Raw genomic sequence first — 16,619 nt, 5'->3', positions numbered from 1 at the left:
CACCACTCGTCCGGGGCACCGCCGCCATGGTGCCGCCCTCGCGGGGCGGCGCCGCCAGACCGGAGTAGATCCTCATGACCTCATCCACCCCTGACTCCTCCGGGGGCAGGACCACCACGACCCCGACGGGCTCCCTGCAAGGGAACAGCCGCCGGGGCGACCGCCTGTTCTTCGTCGCTTCCGCCGGCTCGGGAATCCTGCTGCTGGTCATCATGGCCGCGATCGCCGGGTTCCTGCTGTACCGCAGCGGTATCGCGCTCAGCAAGGACCAGACGAACTTCTTCACCACCTTCGAGTGGGACCCGGACAACATCCTGAAGCCCAGCTTCGGCATCGCGGTGCTGACCTTCGGCACCATCGTCAGCGGCTGCATCGCGATGGTCCTCGCCGTGCCGCTCGCGATCGCGATCGCGCTCTTCATCTCGCACTACGCGCCGCGGAAGATCGCCCAGCCGTTCGCCTACCTGGTGGACCTGCTGGCCGCCGTGCCCAGCATCGTCTACGGCCTGTGGGGCGCGCTCTTCCTCGTCCCGCACCTGGCCGGGCTGACCAGCTGGATGAACACCTACCTGGGCTGGACGTACATCTTCCGGACGACCCACCAGGGTGCCCCGGCGCGCAACCTCTTCACCACCGGCATCCTGCTGGCGATCATGATCCTGCCGATCATCACCGCGGTCAGCCGCGAGGTCTTCCGGCAGGTGCCGCGCAGCCACGAGGAGGCGGCGCTCGCGCTCGGCGCGACCCGCTGGGAGATGATCCGCACCGCCGTCCTGCCGTTCGGACGGCCCGGCGTGATCTCGGCCTCGATGCTCGGCCTGGGCCGTGCGCTCGGCGAGACGATGGCGGTCGCCATCGTGCTCTCCTCGAGCAACGTCCTGTCGCTGCACCTGCTGGACGCGGGCGGCGGCACCTTCGCGCAGAACATCGCGCTGAAGTACAGCGAGGCCGGCCCGGCCGGCAAGGATGCACTGATGGCCTCCGGCCTGGTGCTGTTCGTGATCACTCTGCTCGTGAACGGCGGCGCCCGGTTGATCATCGCCCGCCGCAAGGAGTACTCGGGGGCCAACGCATGACCACCGCAACCTCAGTCACCGACCACGTGCCGCTCCCGCAGCTGCACCGCCGGCTGACCACCGCCCGGCTGCCCCGCTGGGCACCGGCCGCCACCGCCGTTCTGGCGATCGCCCTCGGCTGCGCCATCGGCGCCGGCGCGGGCCTCCAGAGCCACCTGCAGTGGGGCCTGATCGCCGCGCTCCTCTTCGTGGTCATCAGTTACGGCTCCTCGGCCAAGGTCGAGGGCCGTCGGCAGGCCAGGGACCAGCTGGCCACCTCGCTGGTCTGGGTGGCGTTCATCCTGGCCGTCGTCCCGCTCGTCTCGCTGATCTTCTACACGATCCAGCAGGGCGCCGCCGTCGTGAACGGCGACTTCCTCTCGCACTCCATGCGGGGTGTCTACTCGTCCGGTCCGGGCGGCGGCATCTACCACGCGCTGCTCGGCACCATCCAGCAGGTCGGCCTGGCCACCCTGATGGCCGCACCGATCGGTCTGCTGACCGCGGTGTACCTGGTCGAGTACGGCCGCGGCCGGCTCGCGAAGGTGGTCACCTTCTTCGTCGACGTCATGACGGGTGTCCCGTCCATCGTCGCCGGTCTGTTCATCCTCTCGCTGTGGATCCTGGCACTGGGCTTCCAGTACTCAGGCTTCGCGGGGAGCCTCGCGCTGGCCATCCTGATGATTCCGGTGGTCGTGCGCTCCACGGAGGAGATGCTCAAGCTCGTCCCGAACGAGCTGCGCGAGGCCTCGTACGCGCTCGGTGTGCCCAAGTGGAAGACCATCCTGCGGATCGTCATCCCCACCGCGATCGGCGGTATCGCCACCGGTGTGATGCTGGCGGTCGCCCGCATCACGGGTGAGACCGCGCCGGTGCTGATGCTGGTGTTCGTCTCGGACTCCATCAACAGCAACCCGTTCCAGGGCCCGCAGATGGACCTGCCGATCTACATCTGGCAGCAGTACGCGCAGGTCAACAACAGCTTCGGCTACGCGCGTGCCTGGGGGGCCGCCCTGGTGCTGATCGCCTTCGTGATGGGGCTCAACCTCATCGCGCGGGGCATCGCCCGCTGGCGTTCGCCCAAGTCCGGGCACTGACCGACCGACTGACGTACGTAAAGACGAGAGAGACGAAAGATCATGGCGAAGCGCATCGACGTCAGCGGACTGTCGGCCTACTACGGCGCCACCAAGGCCATCGAGGACATCTCGATGACCGTCGAGCCCCGCTCGGTGACGGCCTTCATCGGCCCCTCCGGCTGCGGTAAGTCCACCTTCCTGCGCACCCTGAACCGGATGCACGAGGTGATCCCCGGCGCCCGCGTCGAGGGCAAGGTCCTGCTGGACGACGAGAACCTGTACGCGTCGAACGTCGACCCGGTGGCGGTGCGCCGCACCGTCGGGATGGTCTTCCAGCGACCCAACCCGTTCCCGACCATGTCGATCTACGACAATGTCGCGGCCGGACTGAAGCTCGCGGGCATCCGCAAGAAGTCCGTGCTGGACGGCGTGGTGGAGAACTCGCTCAAGGGCGCGAACCTCTGGAAGGAGGTCAGCGGCCGGCTGAACAAGCCCGGCGCCGGCCTCTCCGGCGGCCAGCAGCAGCGGCTCTGCATCGCCCGCGCGATCGCGGTCGAGCCCCAGGTCCTGCTGATGGACGAGCCCTGCTCGGCCCTCGACCCGATCTCCACGCTGGCCATCGAGGACCTGATCGGCGAGCTCAAGGAGCGGTTCACGATCGTCATCGTGACCCACAACATGCAGCAGGCGGCCCGCGTCAGCGACCGCACCGCCTTCTTCAACCTGGCCGGCGTCGGCCAGCCCGGCAAGCTGGTCGAGCTGGACGACACCCAGCGGATCTTCTCCAACCCCTCGGTCCAGGCGACCGAGGACTACATCTCCGGCCGCTTCGGCTAGGCCAGGCCGGTCGGCGAGCGTGTGGAGCACGGAACTGCTCTGCGGCGCTGCATGGCGGTGCCGCCGCAGAGTATGAGGAAGGGCCCGCCCCCGGGACATGGGGGCGGGCCCTTTCGTGTGCGGCCGCAGCGGCCGGCGGGTGGATCAGAGGAAGATCACGTCGACGATCCAGTAGACCAGCGCGGCCACCACGGCCGCGGCCGGCATGGTGATGAACCAGCCGAGCACGATGTTCTTGGCGACGCCCCAGCGGACCGCGCGGACCCGCTTGGTGGCCCCCACGCCCATGATCGCGGCGGTGATCACGTGGGTGGTGGAGATCGGGGCCTTGAAGACGTACGAGGTGACGTACATGATCGTCGCGGCGGTGCTCTCGGCGGCGAAGCCCTGCGGCGGGTCCAGCTCGATGATCTTGCGCCCCAGGGTCCGCATGATCCGCCAGCCGCCCGCGTAGGTGCCCAGCGACAGCATGGTGGCGCAGGAGACCTTGACCCAGATCGGGATCGAGTTGTCGCTCTGGTGGCCCGAGATGGTGAGCGCCAGGACCACGATGCCCATCGTCTTCTGGGCGTCCTGCAGACCGTGGGCCAGCGCCATGGCGGCGGCCGAGGCGGTCTGCGCGACCCGGAAGTTGCGCTTGGCCTTGTGCGGGTTGGCCCGGCGGAAGATCCACAGGATGGCCAGCATCACCAGGTAGCCGGCCACCAGTCCGACGATCGGGGAGACGAACATCGGAATGATGATCTTGTCGACCACTCCGCTCCAGATCACCTGGGTGCCGCCGGCCAGCGCGGCGCCCACCATGCCGCCGAACAGCGCGTGCGAGGAGGAGGAGGGGAGGCCGAAGTACCAGGTCGTCAGGTTCCAGGCGATCGCGCCGACCAGGGCGCCGAAGAGGATGGCCATCCCCTGGCTGCCGGTCGGGGTCTCGATGATCCCCTTGGAGACGGTGTTCGCCACCCCGCTGCCCAGGAAGGCGCCCGCCAGGTTCATCACGGCGGCCATCGCGAGGGCGGCCTTCGGGGTCAGCGCCCGGGTGGAGACCGAGGTGGCGATGGCGTTCGCGGAGTCGTGGAAACCGTTGGTGTACGTGAAGAAGAAGGCCACGCCGAGGACGGCGATGAGTGCTGCCATGTCCACGCTGGTCAGGACTCCTTGACGGCGATGGTCTCCACCGTGTTGGCGACGTGCTCGAACGCGTCGGCCGCCTCTTCGAGGATGTCCACCACCTGCTTCAGCTTGAGCACCTCGATGGCCTCGTACTGACCGCTGAACAGGTGCGCGAGCAGCTTGCGGTGGATCTGGTCGGCCTGGTTCTCCAGCCGGTTGATCTCGATCCAGTACTCGCTCAGGCCCGACATGCTCCGCAGGTTCGGCATCGCCCCGGCGGTCAGCTCCGCAGCCCTGGCCAGCACCTCGATCTGCTGCTCGACGCCCTTGGGAAGGGTCTGGATGTCGTAGAGGACGACGAGGTCGACGGCCTCCTCCATGAAGTCCATGATGTCGTCGAGCGAGGAGGCCAGGTTGTAGATGTCCTCGCGGTCGAACGGCGTGATGAACGAGGAGTTGAGCTGGTGGAAGACCGCGTGGGTGGTGTCGTCGCCCGCGTGTTCGGCGGCGCGCATGCGCTCGACGATCTCCGCTCTGGCTGACACGTCTGAGCCCAGCAGTTCCAGCAGGAGCTTCGATCCGACGACCAGGTTCTCCGCCGCGGCGGCGAACATGTCGTAGAAGCTCGTCTCCTTCGGGGTCAGGCTAAAACGCACGGAAATCTCCGATGTGCGGGGTACGGACTGAACGATGCTAGGTGCTCCGCGTCAGGATTACGCAAACGGGGGTGCGCTACAGGGAACCGGACGCTCCTCTTCCAGGCGGGTGCCGTCCGAGCTCCGACCGGCCCCGCACGTCGGCGTACGGGGGAGTGAAGCCCCAGTCTGACGGAACCTCGGCCGGAATGCCCCTGTTCCGTCCACCGTGCTCCGCCCGCGCCGCCCGGACGGGGGAACCCCGCGCCGGCGTCCGGTGCGGGACACTGGTAGCGGGAGACCGGGGTGACCAGCGGCGATCGGCCGCACGAGGACGAGAACGGGGCAGGCCGATGAGCACCGAGGCGACCGAGGCGACCGAGGCCACTGAGACCGCCGCCGCCGTGGCACCGCAGGGACCGCACGGCTACAGCTCGCACAAGGCCGACCACCTCAAACGCCTGCGCCGGATCGAGGGTCAGGCCCGCGGCCTGCAGCGGATGGTCGAGGAGGACGTCTACTGCATCGACATCCTCACCCAGGTCTCGGCGAGCACCAAGGCGCTGCAGTCGTTCGCGCTGGCGCTGCTGGAGGAGCACATCAAGCACTGCGTCGCGGCCGCCGTCGAGGAGGGCGGGCCGACGATGGACGAGAAGGTCGCCGAGGCGATGGCGGCGATCAGCCGCCTGCTGCGGACCTGACGCCCGTCGCCGTCAGGCGGCTTCGGGGCTGCTGCCGTGGGGGGCCGCTTCTGGGTCCGGTTCGGGGTCCGGTTCGGGGTCCGCTTCGGCGGCCCCGGGGAGTGCCTCGCCGACGGGACCCTCCGGCTCGGGGCCGCTGAGCAGCACCTCGTCGATCCGGGCGGTCGGCAGCCGTTCGTCGGCGCTGGCGGTGGCGGCGATCATCAGCTCCCCGGCGAGGTCGATCTCGTCGAGGGCGGCGCTGTCGTGGCCGACCGTTCGGTCCGTGGAGGACGACACCCTGCACCAACCCTTCAGCGCCTGCACACCGGGGCGGCAGTTACCCGACTCCCAGCCTAGGGACTGCCGAGCCCGGCCACATGGCACGGACGGGCCATCTCTGCCGCCGAAACGGGTGGCTGGACAGCAGCCGACCGCCGCTGGGCGGCCGACCGCTGAGCCGCCGTCACTTCTGCGGACTCGGACTGCCGGAGTCCTGCATCTGGAACACGTCGGCGGAGGCCGGCTCGGCCACGTCCACCGGCTTGCCGAACGCGTCGAGCGTCAGCGTCGAGGTGACCTTCACCTGGTCCTTGGGGTCCTTGGAGCCGGCCACCCCGGCGAAGGTGAAGACCTCGGTCACCTTGTTCAGGCGTCCCTGGGGGTCCAGCCAGACGTCGAACGGGACCTCCTTGACGGTGAAGGTCGCGGCGGCCATCCGCAGTCCGTACGCGCCTTCGCCGCCGGTGGCGTCCGCCGCCTTGGCGAGGTCCAGGGTGCCCCGGAAGTGCTTCACGGCCACCCCGTTCAGCGTCTCGTCGCCGACCGCCTGGGCCTGCTGCGCGCCGCGCAGCGCGCCCGCGGCGGTCGCCGGGTCCGTCGCGCCGTTGCTGATCAGGTTGCCGTCGGCGAGCTGGCGGACGTCCAGCCGGACCCACTTGCCGGCCGGCACCTTGGCGCCGCTGTTCTGCAGGTAGACGATGCCGGGCTCGACCACCTCGACCACCTTGCCGGTGGTCGCGGCGCCCGGCGGCACGGCGACCTCCAGCTTGCCGATCCGCTTCTCGTAGTCGTACCCGCCGGAGCCGGTGAAGGACGCCTTCTTGTCCCCGGACTCGGTGGTCAGCTGGGTGGCGGCGGCCGCGGAACCGGTCCGGCCGGTGACGTCCGCGGCGTTGCGGACCGCGGTCAGCGCGTCGTCGGAGAGCTTGTCGGCGGCGGCACTCTGGGTTCCCGAGGTGTCCGCGGAGCTGCCGGTGCCGCCTGAACAGGCGGCGAGTGAAGCGGCCAGCAGCGCGGTTGCCGCCGCCGAGCCGAGGAAACGCGCGCTTCGGCGCTGCGACTGAATCATGGTGATCTCAACCCCCATGGTGATCTCCACCCCCTCGGGCCGGGTGCCCGGCCAGCCACCGCCCCTGCTGGGCGGAGCCGTCCATTCGAGAACGAGGTGGCGGCCCGGGAGTTACGAGCTGCCCGGCGCACACCGCTCATCGCACGCCGGGGGTGGCGCGCGTTACGGTGAACGACGTGCCCCCGGAGCCGTCCGACCCGCCTGCCGCTGGTGACCACGCGGCAGCGCTTCCGCCCGACGAGGAACCCGAGCATCGGGTGATGATCACCGAGCGCGGATCCTTCGCCTTCGCCGTCTGCGTGTGCAGCTGGTTCGCCCCGGCGCGACGCTCGCGCGACCTGGCCCGGCGGGACGCGGCCGGGCATCTGCTGAACCCGGACTGAGCGGTACGGCCGGGGCCGCCGCGACCGTCGACCGTCAGGCCGCGAGGTCGGAGTCCGGCGTTCGCTCCGCCGCGCGGTCCCCCGACCCGCCCCGGCGCCGCCGCCCGCCGGGGCGGCCCTCGTCGACCCGGCCACCCGCGACCACCAGCGGCGCCGCCGCCGTCCGGGAGACCGCGTGGCAGAGCGGCACCAGCACCGCCATCGCGATCGGCGCGAGCAACAGCACCACCGCGGCGGCCAGCGCGTAGCCGCCGAGCACGTCGGTCGGGTAGTGCACGCCCATGAACATCCGGCAGAAGCCCTGCAACAGCGCCAGCCCGCTCGCGATCCAGCCGAGCTTGCGGTTGACCAGGAAGAGCCCGACCGCGATGCCCATCGACATCGTCGAGTGGTCGCTGACGAAGGAGTGCGTGCCGGCCTTGCCCGCCACCAGGACGTCGAGCCCGGGATGGTCCACGAAGGGCCGCGGCCGGTCGACGATCGAGGCGATCGGGAGGTTGGCGAGTTCGGCGATCGCGACCGCGATCGGCGCCCAGAGCACCCCGGCCACCGCGACCGGCGCGTTCGGCCGGCGGCGGGCCTGCAGCCAGCCGACCATGCAGAGCACGACCAGGCCGATCAGAATCCCGTACTCGCCGACCCAGGAGACCAGGCTGTCCAACCAGTGCGGGGAGTCCTTGGCCCAGCCGTTGACCGTGTAGAGCAGGCCCAGATCGGGGTTGGTGGTGTCGGCCAACAGCGTCGACACGCCGTACCTCCTGGGATCTGCCGTCTGATCAGCTCGTTCGCCTGCCGCGCGGTGCGCGGGGCAGCCCATGGGGACTGCCGCAGGACAGAACGCCGCAGGTGAGCCACAGCGTTCCACGGAAACCGGCTGTTATGGAAACTTGACTCATTGTGCACATATCTGTCACTCCGTCAGGGCGTCGCCGACCCGACCGCCACCCCGCCGATCAGCCGTCAGCTCGTTGTAGCGGGCGCCGAACCGGCGGTGATGGCCCCGTTCCCGCCGCTGCGGACGGGCAGCGCCGCCGCACCGTCCTGGGTGACCCGGGTGGCGCCGATGTAGTCCTTCTGGTCGATCTTGTCGTAGCGGATCACCGCCCCGGTGTGCGGCGCGTTGATCATGTAGCCGCCCCCCACGTAGATGCCGACGTGGTGGATGCTGCGCGGGTCGCTCAGATCCGTGGCGAAGAACACCAGGTCCCCCGGCCGGAGCTGATCCCTCGACGGGTGCTGCCCGGCGTACCACTGGTCGTTGGCGACCCGGGGGAGCGTGATGCCCACCGAGGCGTACGCGGCCTGGGTCAGCCCGGAGCAGTCGAACTGGCCGCCCTGCGAGGCCAGTCCCTCGCCGCCCCAGAGGTACGGCGTGCCGAGCTTGGTCTGGGCGAAGTAGATGGCCCCGGAGGCCTGCGGGGAGACCGCGACCGTGCTGGTGGGCGCGCTGAAGCTCTGGGCCAGTGCGGTGATCGAGCGCACGTAGCCCTGGGTCTCGGCGTACGCGGGCACGCCATGGGCGCTGATCACGGCATACGGACCGGCGTTGTAGGCCGCCAGCAGGTTTGCCTGCGCGTTGCCGGGGACGCTCGCGGTGTCGCGGGCGAGGGCGCAGTCGTAGGTCGCGGCGGAGGGGATGGCGTCGGCCGGATCCCAGATGTCCTTCTTGCCGTCACCGTTCCCGTCGACGCCGTAGGTCGCCCAGGTGCTCGGGAGAAACTGGGCGATGCCTTCCGCGTTGGCGGCGCTGTGGGCTGACGGATCGAAACCGCTCTCCTGGTAGAGCTGCGCCGCCAGCATCGGTGGTGAGATCTGGGGGCACAGGGTGCCCCACTGCTGGATCAGGCCCTGATAGGCGGCCGGGACCGTGCCGGTGGCCAGCCCCACGCCGCCGGACTGGGTCGCACCGCTCGCGGCGTAGGTGCCCGCACCGATCAGACCGACGAAGCCGAATGCAACAGCGCCCGCTGCGGCCGCCGCTGTCAAGCCTTTCCGGAGTACCATCAGCACCATCCCGATGCAGTGTCAGAGCGCTTGTGCCCCAAGGGCGCAGCCCCCGGCGTGGCACCGGTACGCATATGCCCCCCGCACGCGCCAAGTCGATCGGTCGACACCTCCAGCAGTCTGCTGGAAGGCGTTGCCCAGCGCAATCATCAGAGATACAAAGAGTGAGAGCTATCCTTCGTACGGTGGACATCCTGGCGTACGGGTCGGATGCTTCACGACCAATCCACCAGAAGTAGCCAAGTCGACATCAGATCTGGCCAAGAATGGGTCCCAGCCCTTCGCTTGACCCCGGTGGGGGGCCTTGAATTTGCCTGATCGGGCGGTGAGACAGGAATGCACTTGAGCAACGTAGTGAGCAGTGTGAGCACCACGGCGAGCGGCTATGCCAACGGCTACCTGGCCGACACTCCGCCCGCCAAGGGCAATATCAACACCATTATCGGTGGGATCGCCCCGGATTGGGGGCCTTTCTCCACCCTCGGGTCGGAGGCCAGGATCATGGTCGAGGTGATCATGGCGGTCGCCATCCTGGCCTGCCTGGCCATCGCGGTCTGGGGGGCCGCCAAGCAGCGGATCGGCGCCACGGCGATGCGGGACACCTTCAGCGCCGAGCAGGGCAAGGGGCTGATCGTCGCAGGGCTGACCGGCGTGTTCATCATCGGATCACTCGGCACTCTGTTCACCATTGTCTACGGCATGGCCATCTGACGATCGGACAGTCAGCCCGGCAGCTGCCGAGCTGGCCGCCCCATCCCGGATCCGACCCCGGAACGTCATCCCGGAGCCCCCCACCGGCTCCCTGTCCCAGGAGGGCCGCCGTGCCGTTGCCCGACGACCAGCCGCACACCCGTACGCGGCTGCCGGTCGGCGAGCAGTCCTCCCCTCATCCGGCCACCCGTCAGGCCAGGCCGCTGCGCACCCTGCTGGCGGTCCTGGTGGTGGTCACCCTGCTGGTCCTCGCCATCTCCGTGGCCAACCGGGGCAAGAGCGTCCCCTCCGCCGACGGCACCTCACCGGGCTCCTCCGGCCAGAGCGGCTCCGGGGGACGGCCCGGCGCCCCGCCGCCCACCGCGCCCAGCGGCGACCAGCCCGTCACCGCCAGCAGCAACGGCATCGGCGTCGGCTACCCGCACACCGAGCTGGGCGCCCAGTCGGCCGCCGCCAACTACGCGGTCGCGCTGGGCAGCGCCGACATGTTCCGGGCCGACAGCCAGCGGACGATACTGGCCGCCATCGCCGACCCGGCCGCCCTCGACCTCCTGCAGAGCCACCTCAGCCCGAGCCTCACCCCGGCCGCCCTGGCCGCCCTCGGGCTGGACGCCCAGGCCAAGGCCCCCGCCGGACTCACCTTCGTCAGCCGCAGCACGCCGGTCGGCACCAAGACGGACGGCTACACGGCCGACACCGTCCACGCGTCGGTCTGGTGCGTGGCGTTGAGCGGCCTGGCCGGCTCGTCCTCCAGCAAGCCGGTCAGCGACTACTGGTACACCGTCTCGCTCACCCTGCACTGGACCGGCAACGACTGGAAGCTCGCCGACTTCAGCAACCAGCTCGGACCTGCCCCGGTCCCGGCCGACCAGCAGGCCGCCACCGCCGGGGACATCACCGGTGCCGTCCAGCAATTCGGAGGCTTCCGCTATGCCCGCTGACGGCGCCGACCGCCCTGCCCGCCCTGCCCGCCCGTTCCTGCGCACCGCCGGCACCCTGGCGTGGGCGATGTCGATGGTGCAGCTCGCGGCCCTGCTGACCGCCCAGGGCGCCTTCGCGGCCGGGCCTAGCCCTTCACCCTCCCCGGCTCCCTGCCCGACGAACCTGCCATTGGCGGGTGATGGCGGGATTCTCTGCGCGGGGCCGCCCAGTGGCTCCGGGCTGCCCGGGTCCTCCACGGTGGGTTCCGTCACCGATCCGCTCGGCTCGCTGGCCAAGGGCTGCGCGCAGGCCGCCGCGTGGCTGGTGCGGATCCTCTCCGGGGCCATCGACAAGACCACCACGGTCGACTTCACCAACGCCGCCTTCCTGCAGCAGTACGCGGTGGTCTTCGCCGCCTCCTCCGTGGTGACCCTGGTCCTGTGGCTGCTCGCGGTCACCAAGCGGGCCGTGCGCGGTGTGCCGCTCACCCAGGCGTTCTCGGAGGCGATCGGCTTCCTCTGGCTGACCGTGGTGGCCTCCGCCTTCACCCCGCTGATCCTCTACACCGTGGTGAGCGCCACCGACGGGCTGACCGCCGCCATCGCGGCCGGGACCAAGTCCGACACCACCACCTACCTCGGCGGGTTCGCCGACACCCTGGAGAACGGCTCGATCGGCGGCGGTCCGCTGATCCTGATCATCGTCTCGCTGGTGGCGGTGCTGGCCGCCGCCGTGCTCTGGATCGAGCTGTGGATCCGCACCGCGATGCTCTACGTCGGAGCGCTGCTGGGCACCGCCGTCTATGCCGGTCTGGTCGACAAGCAGCTGTGGAAGCACGTCCGCCGCTGGGCCGGCCTGATGGCCGCCGTGGACCTGGCGAAGCCGGTGATCGTGATCATCCTGGGACTGGCCAGTGCGGTGGCCTCCGGGGCCGGCGCCTCGGACGACTTCTCCAAGGTCTTCTCCGGCCTCGCCATCCTCTTCCTGTCGATCTTCGCCAGCAGCGCGATCTACCGCTTCGTCCCCGGCTTCGGTGACGAGATGCTGCACATGCGCCAGGCCCGGGCCAGTGCGGTCTCGGCCGGTTCGGCGATGATCAACGGTCCGGCCAACCTGGTCAAGCAGGGCATCTCCGCGCACGGTTCGCGCGGTGGTGCGGACGGCGCCGGCGGTGGCGGTGGTGGTGCCGGGAGCAGCGGTTCGGCCGCCGCCGGCATCGCCGCGCACGCCTCCCGTTCCCCGGCTCCGCCCGCGAGCCCGGCCGCGCCCGCGGCACAGAACCCAGCGAAGGGAGGGTGACGCACCATGAGCAGCGAACCGCTCGGACAGTACGGAGGGCAGTACGCCCAGGGATACGTCCATCAGCGCCGCACCTATCTGATCGGCAAGGCCAGGCCCAACGCGCCGATCGGCCGCAACCGGGAGTCCGGGGAGATCGTGCTGATCATCTTCGGCGCCTTCCTGGGGATGCTCTGGGGTCTGCTGATGCCGGTCCTGCCGCTGCGCATCGCCGGTCTCATCGGCTTGCCGGTGCTGGCGATCGCCGCCGTCTACGTCCCGTACCGGCGCCGGACGTTCTACAAGTGGGTGGAGATCAACCGCACCTACCGGCGGACGGTGCGCAGCGGCCGCGCGGTCTGGCAGTCCACCGCGATGGACTCCGGGACCCGGATGGACGGCCAGGAGATCGAGGTCGGCCCGCCTCCGGGGGTCGGCCGGCTGCGCTGGCTGAGCGCCCCGTTCGGCCCGGACGAGGTCGGCGTGCTGATGCACCTGGAGCGCCGCACCGTCACCGCGGCGATCGAGATCGAGGGCCCGGGTGTCGGGCTGCGGGACTCCGAGGACCAGGAGGCGCTGGTCGACCGGTTCGGCACGCTGCTGAAGCACGTCGCCAACGGGGACGGCTTCGTGACGCGGCTGCAGATCCTGGCCCGCACCCTGCCGGCCGATCCCGACGCGCACGCCAAGGACGTCGAGCGGCGGGGTGACCACGACGCGCCGCGCTGGCTGCAGGACTCCTACGACCAGTTGCAGTCGATGGTCTCCACCTCCTCCGAGCAGCACCGCGCCTACCTGGTCGCCTGCATGCACTACAACCGCGAACTGGCCGCCGAGGCGCACGCGATGGGCCGTACCGCCACCGGCGAGCGGGCCCGCGACGACGACGGCCTGGCGGCCGTGATGGCGCGCGAGCTGACCGACATCTGCGCCCGGCTGGCCGAGGCCGACATCCGGGTCCGGCAGCCGCTGGGCCAGGCCCGGCTCTCCTCGCTGCTGCACTCGATGTACGACCCGGACCACCCGATCGACCACATCCAGGCGATGTCCCGGCGCAACGCCTGGCCGGCCGAACTGGACGCCACCCACCCGCAGTACCTGCAGGCCAAGACCCGCGAGTCGCAGACCCGCGCGCCCTGGTGCCACGCCACCGCCTGGGTCAAGGAGTGGCCGCTCACCCCGGTGGGCGTCAACTTCCTCGCCCCGCTGCTGGTGCACACCCCGGACGTGATCCGCACGGTGGCCGTCACGATGGACCTGGAGCCCACCGACGTGGCCATCGAGCGGATGCTCACCGAGAAGACCAACGACGAGGCCGAGGCCAGCCGCGCCGCCAAGATGAACCGGACGGTCGACCCGCGCGACCTGGCGCACACCGGCCGGGTCGACCAGCGCGGCGACGACCTCGCCTCCGGCGCGGCCGGGGTGAACCTGGTCGGCTACATCACGGTCTCCTCCCGCAACCCCGAGGCGCTGGCCCGCGACAAGCGGACCATCCGGGCGTCGGCCGGCAAGAGCTACCTCAAGCTGGAGTGGTGCGACCGCGAGCACCACCGGGCGTTCGTCAACACCCTTCCGTTCGCCACCGGCATCCGCCGCTGACCTCAGGGGTCCCGATGGCATCTCCGCTCAGTTCCCTCACCGACTCCTTCACCAGCCTGATGTTCGGCAAGGTGGAGACCTCCCGGCTGCCGGTCCGTACCTCGACCGGTCAGGCCCAGGCGGTCTACCTGCCCACCGCCGCACCGGGGTTGGGTGACTCCGGGGTGATCATCGGCCGCGAGGTCTACAGCGGCAAGGGGTACGTCTACGACCCCTTCCAGCTGTACGGGCAGCAACTGCCGGCCCCGCACTGGCTGGTGCTCGGCGAGTCCGGGAACGGCAAGTCCGCGCTGGAGAAGACCTATGTGCTGCGGCAGTTGAGGTTCCGCGACCGCCAGGTGGTGGTGCTGGACGCGCAGGGCGAGGACGGCGTCGGCGAGTGGAACCTGATCGCCAACGCGCTGGGCATAAGGTCGATCCGGCTGGACCCGATGGCCGCCAGGGACGGCGGCGTCAAGCTCAACCCGCTCGACCCGGCGATCACCACCACCGGTCAGCTCTCGCTGCTGCGCACCATCATCGAGGTGGCGATGGGGCGAGGCCTGGAGGAGCGCGCCGGCTTCGCGCTGAAGGCCGCGCACGCGCACGTCCGGGCCACCGTGACGGACCGTCAGCCGATCCTCGGTGACATCATCGACACGCTGCGCAAGCCCGACATGTCGTCGGTGGAGTCGCTCGGGGTCGCCACCGAGGACGTCCAGTCCTGGGGCCTGGACGTGGCGTTGGTGCTCGACCGGCTGGTCGACGGCGACCTGCGGGGCATGTTCGACGGTCCCACCAGCATCGGCATCGACCTGGATGCGCCGCTGATCGTCTTCGACCTCTCGCACATCGACCGCAACTCGATCGCGATGCCGATTCTGATGGCTATCGTCGGCGTCTGGCTGGAGCACACCTGGATCCGCCCCGACCGCAGGAAGCGCATCTTCCTGGTCGAGGAGGCCTGGCACATCATCAACAGCCCGTTCGTCGCCCAACTCTTCCAGCGGCTGCTGAAGTTCGGCCGCCGGCTGGGCCTGTCCTTCGTCGCGGTGGTCCACCACCTCTCGGACGTGGTGGACGGCGCGGCGGCCAGGGAGGCCTCGGCGATCCTCAAGATGGCCTCCACCCGCACCATCTACATGCAGAAGGCCGACGAGGCTCGGGCCACCGGCCGGGTGCTGGGGCTGCCGCGCTGGGCGGTGGAGATCATCCCCACCCTCTCGCCCGGCATCGCGGTCTGGGACGTGAACGGCAACGTCCAGGTGGTGAAGCACATCATCACCGAGGCGGAACGCCCGCTGGTCTACACCGACCGCGCGATGACCGAGGAGGCGGTGGCCGAACGCGTGCGTGCCGAGCGGCAGTTGGAGGCCGAGCCGGGCGTCTGAACGACGCCCCGCCCGGCACCGCAGCCGCTCGGGCGCCCGCGGCTCAGTCCTCCGCCGATGGCGGCGCCGACGGGTACGGCTTCGGCGCGATCCGGCTGCCCGGCAGGTGGACGGTGGCCAGCGTGCCGGGTCCGCCGTCCGGGGCCGGCCCGAGGGCGACCTCGCCGTCGGAGTCGTGGATGGTCTGCGCGACGATCGACAGTCCCAGCCCGGAGCCCGGCAGTTGGCGGGAGGACGGGGAGCGCCAGAAGCGGTCGAAGACGAACTGGAGCTCGTCCGTCGGGATACCCGGTCCGTGGTCCCGGACGGTGAGCATGCCGTCCCGCAGCAGCACGTCGATGGGGGCGGCCGGCGGGCTGTACTTCACGGCGTTGTCGAGCAGGTTCATCACGGCCCGCTCCAGCGCGGCCGCGTCGGCGCGCACGTACCAGGGGTTGAGATCGACCCGGTAGAGCAGCCCGGGGCCGCGCAGCTTGGCGCGCTCGACCGCCCGCGCGGCGATCTCGTGGAACGCCACGGTGGCCACGTTCTGGCCGGGCTTCGGCGAATCGGGCCGGGAGAGTTGCAGCAGATCACCGATGAGCAGGGTGAGTTCCTGCATCTGCGCCTTCATGCTGCCGAGCAGCTTGGTCTTGGTGGCGGGCGGCAGCGGGCGGCCGGTGTCGTCGCTGCGGATCATCAGGTCGACGTTGGTGCGCAGCGAGGTGAGCGGGGTGCGCAGTTCGTGGCCCGCGTCGGCGATCAGCCGGGTCTGCCGGTCCCGGGAGTTGGCCAGTGCGGTGCTCATCGAGTTGAACGAGCTGGAGAGCCGGGCGATCTCGTCGCTGCCGTGCACCGGGATGGTGGTGCCGACCTCCTCGGTGCGGGCGATGTGCTCGACCACCTCGGTGAGTTCGTGCACCGGCTTGAGCGCGGTGCGGGCCACGATCCGTCCGGTGATGCCGGCGCCGAGCGCGCCGACCGCGACCACGCCGAGCAGCAGCAGGGCGAGTTGCTGGAGCGAGTCGTCGACGCCCGAGAGCGGGGAGGCGGTGATCAGGACGTAGTTCTGGATCGGGCTGTCGTTGCCGCCGGGCGACTGGAAGTGCGTCAGGCGCAGCATCGCCGGATCACCGTTGAGGTAGCTGCCGACCCGGAAGATCGCCTGGTTCGGCTCCAGGCTGAGCGCGTCGAGGTAGGAGGGCGACTCCTTGATGCCCAGCGAGGTCGCGCCGATCGGCAGGCAGACCTTGCTGCCGTCGCCGCTGAGCAGCTCGGTCTCCCAACGGTTGGTCCGCTCGGAGGGGTTGGGCAGCGCCGGGTACTTGCTGGCGATCTCCGCGTTCGCCCCCTTGAGTTCGGCCAGGGCCGCCTGCGGGGTGGCTCCGCAGGCGATGTTCGGGGTGATCCTCAGCAGCGGCGGGTTCGGCGGCGCGCTGGAGAGTTGCGCCTTCTGCAGGTCGTAGAGGTTGGTCCGGACGATGAACCAGGAGGCCACCGAGCACAGCATGATCGCGACGGCGACCGCGAGCGAGGCCAGGATGGCCAGCCGGCTGCGCAGCGAGCGGCCGTGGTACCAGCGGGACAGCCGGCCCCGGTGGTGTGGAGCAGTGCCGCTCATCGC

Annotated in this window: 17 protein-coding genes; 10 read left to right on the top strand and 7 right to left on the bottom strand. The window is 70.3% G+C overall.

The features are described 5' to 3' along the window. Positions 1-74: 74 nt before the first annotated feature. Genes pstC through pstB form a run of 3 tightly spaced genes read left to right on the top strand, consistent with a single transcriptional unit; the run spans position 75 to position 2,971 of the window. The gene (gene pstC, locus BS80_RS18725) at positions 75-1,076 is read left to right on the top strand and encodes a phosphate ABC transporter permease subunit PstC (protein WP_035798879.1); all 1,002 of its coding nucleotides are present in this window, start codon (positions 75-77) and stop codon (positions 1,074-1,076) included. Next, positions 1,073-2,152, top strand: coding sequence for a phosphate ABC transporter permease PstA (gene pstA / locus BS80_RS18720; RefSeq protein ID WP_051966769.1), 1,080 nt, complete (start codon positions 1,073-1,075; stop codon positions 2,150-2,152). The genes pstC and pstA overlap by 4 nt, the downstream gene beginning before the upstream one ends. Positions 2,153-2,194: 42 nt before the next feature. Beyond that, a complete protein-coding gene (pstB, locus tag BS80_RS18715; protein ID WP_035798878.1) occupies positions 2,195-2,971 on the top strand; it encodes a phosphate ABC transporter ATP-binding protein PstB in 777 nt (258 codons plus the stop codon). A 144-nt stretch (positions 2,972-3,115) separates the two neighbouring features. Here pstB and BS80_RS18710 read toward each other — a convergent pair whose 3' ends face one another. Both BS80_RS18710 and BS80_RS18705 read right to left on the bottom strand, forming a co-directional pair. Continuing rightward, a complete protein-coding gene (locus BS80_RS18710) occupies positions 3,116-4,105 on the bottom strand; it encodes an inorganic phosphate transporter (RefSeq protein WP_408607430.1) in 990 nt (329 codons plus the stop codon). 11 nt (positions 4,106-4,116) lie between these two features. Beyond that, positions 4,117-4,737 (bottom strand): DUF47 domain-containing protein, encoded by a 621-nt coding sequence (locus BS80_RS18705; protein ID WP_035798876.1) that lies wholly within the window; start codon positions 4,735-4,737, stop codon positions 4,117-4,119. A 332-nt stretch (positions 4,738-5,069) separates the two neighbouring features. Between BS80_RS18705 and BS80_RS18700 the strand changes: the two genes are divergently transcribed. Beyond that, a complete protein-coding gene (locus BS80_RS18700) occupies positions 5,070-5,417 on the top strand; it encodes a metal-sensitive transcriptional regulator (protein WP_051966768.1) in 348 nt (115 codons plus the stop codon). Between the two features lie 12 nt (positions 5,418-5,429). Here BS80_RS18700 and BS80_RS18695 read toward each other — a convergent pair whose 3' ends face one another. Both BS80_RS18695 and BS80_RS18690 read right to left on the bottom strand, forming a co-directional pair. Next, positions 5,430-5,696 carry a hypothetical protein gene (locus BS80_RS18695; protein ID WP_157536373.1) on the bottom strand — a complete coding sequence of 89 codons (267 nt, stop codon included), beginning with the start codon at positions 5,694-5,696 and terminating at the stop codon, positions 5,430-5,432. Between the two features lie 166 nt (positions 5,697-5,862). Beyond that, positions 5,863-6,765 (bottom strand): hypothetical protein, encoded by a 903-nt coding sequence (locus tag BS80_RS18690; protein WP_051966767.1) that lies wholly within the window; start codon positions 6,763-6,765, stop codon positions 5,863-5,865. Positions 6,766-7,007: 242 nt separating this feature from the next. Between BS80_RS18690 and BS80_RS44110 the strand changes: the two genes are divergently transcribed. Next, positions 7,008-7,130 (top strand): hypothetical protein, encoded by a 123-nt coding sequence (locus BS80_RS44110; RefSeq protein WP_269676108.1) that lies wholly within the window; start codon positions 7,008-7,010, stop codon positions 7,128-7,130. A 34-nt stretch (positions 7,131-7,164) separates the two neighbouring features. Here BS80_RS44110 and BS80_RS18685 read toward each other — a convergent pair whose 3' ends face one another. Both BS80_RS18685 and BS80_RS18680 read right to left on the bottom strand, forming a co-directional pair. Then, entirely contained in the window at positions 7,165-7,878 is a 714-nt protein-coding gene (locus BS80_RS18685; protein ID WP_035798873.1) for a phosphatase PAP2 family protein, read from the bottom strand. Between the two features lie 212 nt (positions 7,879-8,090). Next, entirely contained in the window at positions 8,091-9,134 is a 1,044-nt protein-coding gene (locus BS80_RS18680; RefSeq protein ID WP_035801839.1) for a C40 family peptidase, read from the bottom strand. A 399-nt stretch (positions 9,135-9,533) separates the two neighbouring features. Here BS80_RS18680 and BS80_RS18675 point away from each other — a divergent pair, with 399 nt between their 5' ends. From BS80_RS18675 to BS80_RS18655, 5 genes are all read left to right on the top strand, one after another. Next, positions 9,534-9,845 (top strand): hypothetical protein, encoded by a 312-nt coding sequence (locus BS80_RS18675; protein ID WP_035801837.1) that lies wholly within the window; start codon positions 9,534-9,536, stop codon positions 9,843-9,845. A 110-nt stretch (positions 9,846-9,955) separates the two neighbouring features. Continuing rightward, positions 9,956-10,786, top strand: a complete 831-nt coding sequence (locus BS80_RS18670) for a hypothetical protein (protein WP_035798870.1) — start codon at positions 9,956-9,958, stop codon at positions 10,784-10,786. Continuing rightward, positions 10,776-12,065 carry a hypothetical protein gene (locus tag BS80_RS18665; RefSeq protein ID WP_408607391.1) on the top strand — a complete coding sequence of 430 codons (1,290 nt, stop codon included), beginning with the start codon at positions 10,776-10,778 and terminating at the stop codon, positions 12,063-12,065. The genes BS80_RS18670 and BS80_RS18665 overlap by 11 nt, the downstream gene beginning before the upstream one ends. A gap of 6 nt (positions 12,066-12,071) precedes the next feature. After that, a complete protein-coding gene (locus tag BS80_RS18660) occupies positions 12,072-13,646 on the top strand; it encodes an SCO6880 family protein (RefSeq protein WP_035798867.1) in 1,575 nt (524 codons plus the stop codon). 14 nt (positions 13,647-13,660) lie between these two features. Beyond that, positions 13,661-15,016 carry an ATP-binding protein gene (locus BS80_RS18655; RefSeq protein ID WP_035798864.1) on the top strand — a complete coding sequence of 452 codons (1,356 nt, stop codon included), beginning with the start codon at positions 13,661-13,663 and terminating at the stop codon, positions 15,014-15,016. A gap of 43 nt (positions 15,017-15,059) precedes the next feature. On the opposite strand, the gene BS80_RS18650 is transcribed toward BS80_RS18655, so the two are convergent. Then, positions 15,060-16,616 carry a sensor histidine kinase gene (locus BS80_RS18650; RefSeq protein WP_051966766.1) on the bottom strand — a complete coding sequence of 519 codons (1,557 nt, stop codon included), beginning with the start codon at positions 16,614-16,616 and terminating at the stop codon, positions 15,060-15,062. Positions 16,617-16,619 lie beyond the last annotated feature (3 nt).

Origin of the sequence: Kitasatospora mediocidica KCTC 9733 (assembly GCF_000744225.1) — a bacterium.
Lineage (GTDB): Bacteria > Actinomycetota > Actinomycetes > Streptomycetales > Streptomycetaceae > Kitasatospora > Kitasatospora mediocidica.
The sequence above is the reverse complement of the archived record's forward strand: the minus strand, read 5'-3'. Positions and strand labels throughout refer to the sequence as shown.

What these genes read in the sequence shown, in the direction of transcription:
- BS80_RS18690 (WP_051966767.1), bottom strand. Translation starts at nt 6,765, where the DNA reads ATGGGGGTTGAGATCACCATGATTCAGTCGCAGCGCCGAAGCGCGCGT.
- BS80_RS18650 (WP_051966766.1), bottom strand. Translation starts at nt 16,616, where the DNA reads ATGAGCGGCACTGCTCCACACCACCGGGGCCGGCTGTCCCGCTGGTAC.
- pstB (WP_035798878.1), top strand. Translation starts at nt 2,195, where the DNA reads ATGGCGAAGCGCATCGACGTCAGCGGACTGTCGGCCTACTACGGCGCC.
- pstA (WP_051966769.1), top strand. Translation starts at nt 1,073, where the DNA reads ATGACCACCGCAACCTCAGTCACCGACCACGTGCCGCTCCCGCAGCTG.
- BS80_RS18710 (WP_408607430.1), bottom strand. Translation starts at nt 4,105, where the DNA reads ATGGCAGCACTCATCGCCGTCCTCGGCGTGGCCTTCTTCTTCACGTAC.
- BS80_RS18660 (WP_035798867.1), top strand. Translation starts at nt 12,072, where the DNA reads ATGAGCAGCGAACCGCTCGGACAGTACGGAGGGCAGTACGCCCAGGGA.
- BS80_RS44110 (WP_269676108.1), top strand. Translation starts at nt 7,008, where the DNA reads ATGATCACCGAGCGCGGATCCTTCGCCTTCGCCGTCTGCGTGTGCAGC.
- BS80_RS18700 (WP_051966768.1), top strand. Translation starts at nt 5,070, where the DNA reads ATGAGCACCGAGGCGACCGAGGCGACCGAGGCCACTGAGACCGCCGCC.
- BS80_RS18665 (WP_408607391.1), top strand. Translation starts at nt 10,776, where the DNA reads ATGCCCGCTGACGGCGCCGACCGCCCTGCCCGCCCTGCCCGCCCGTTC.
- BS80_RS18655 (WP_035798864.1), top strand. Translation starts at nt 13,661, where the DNA reads ATGGCATCTCCGCTCAGTTCCCTCACCGACTCCTTCACCAGCCTGATG.
- pstC (WP_035798879.1), top strand. Translation starts at nt 75, where the DNA reads ATGACCTCATCCACCCCTGACTCCTCCGGGGGCAGGACCACCACGACC.
- BS80_RS18680 (WP_035801839.1), bottom strand. Translation starts at nt 9,134, where the DNA reads ATGGTACTCCGGAAAGGCTTGACAGCGGCGGCCGCAGCGGGCGCTGTT.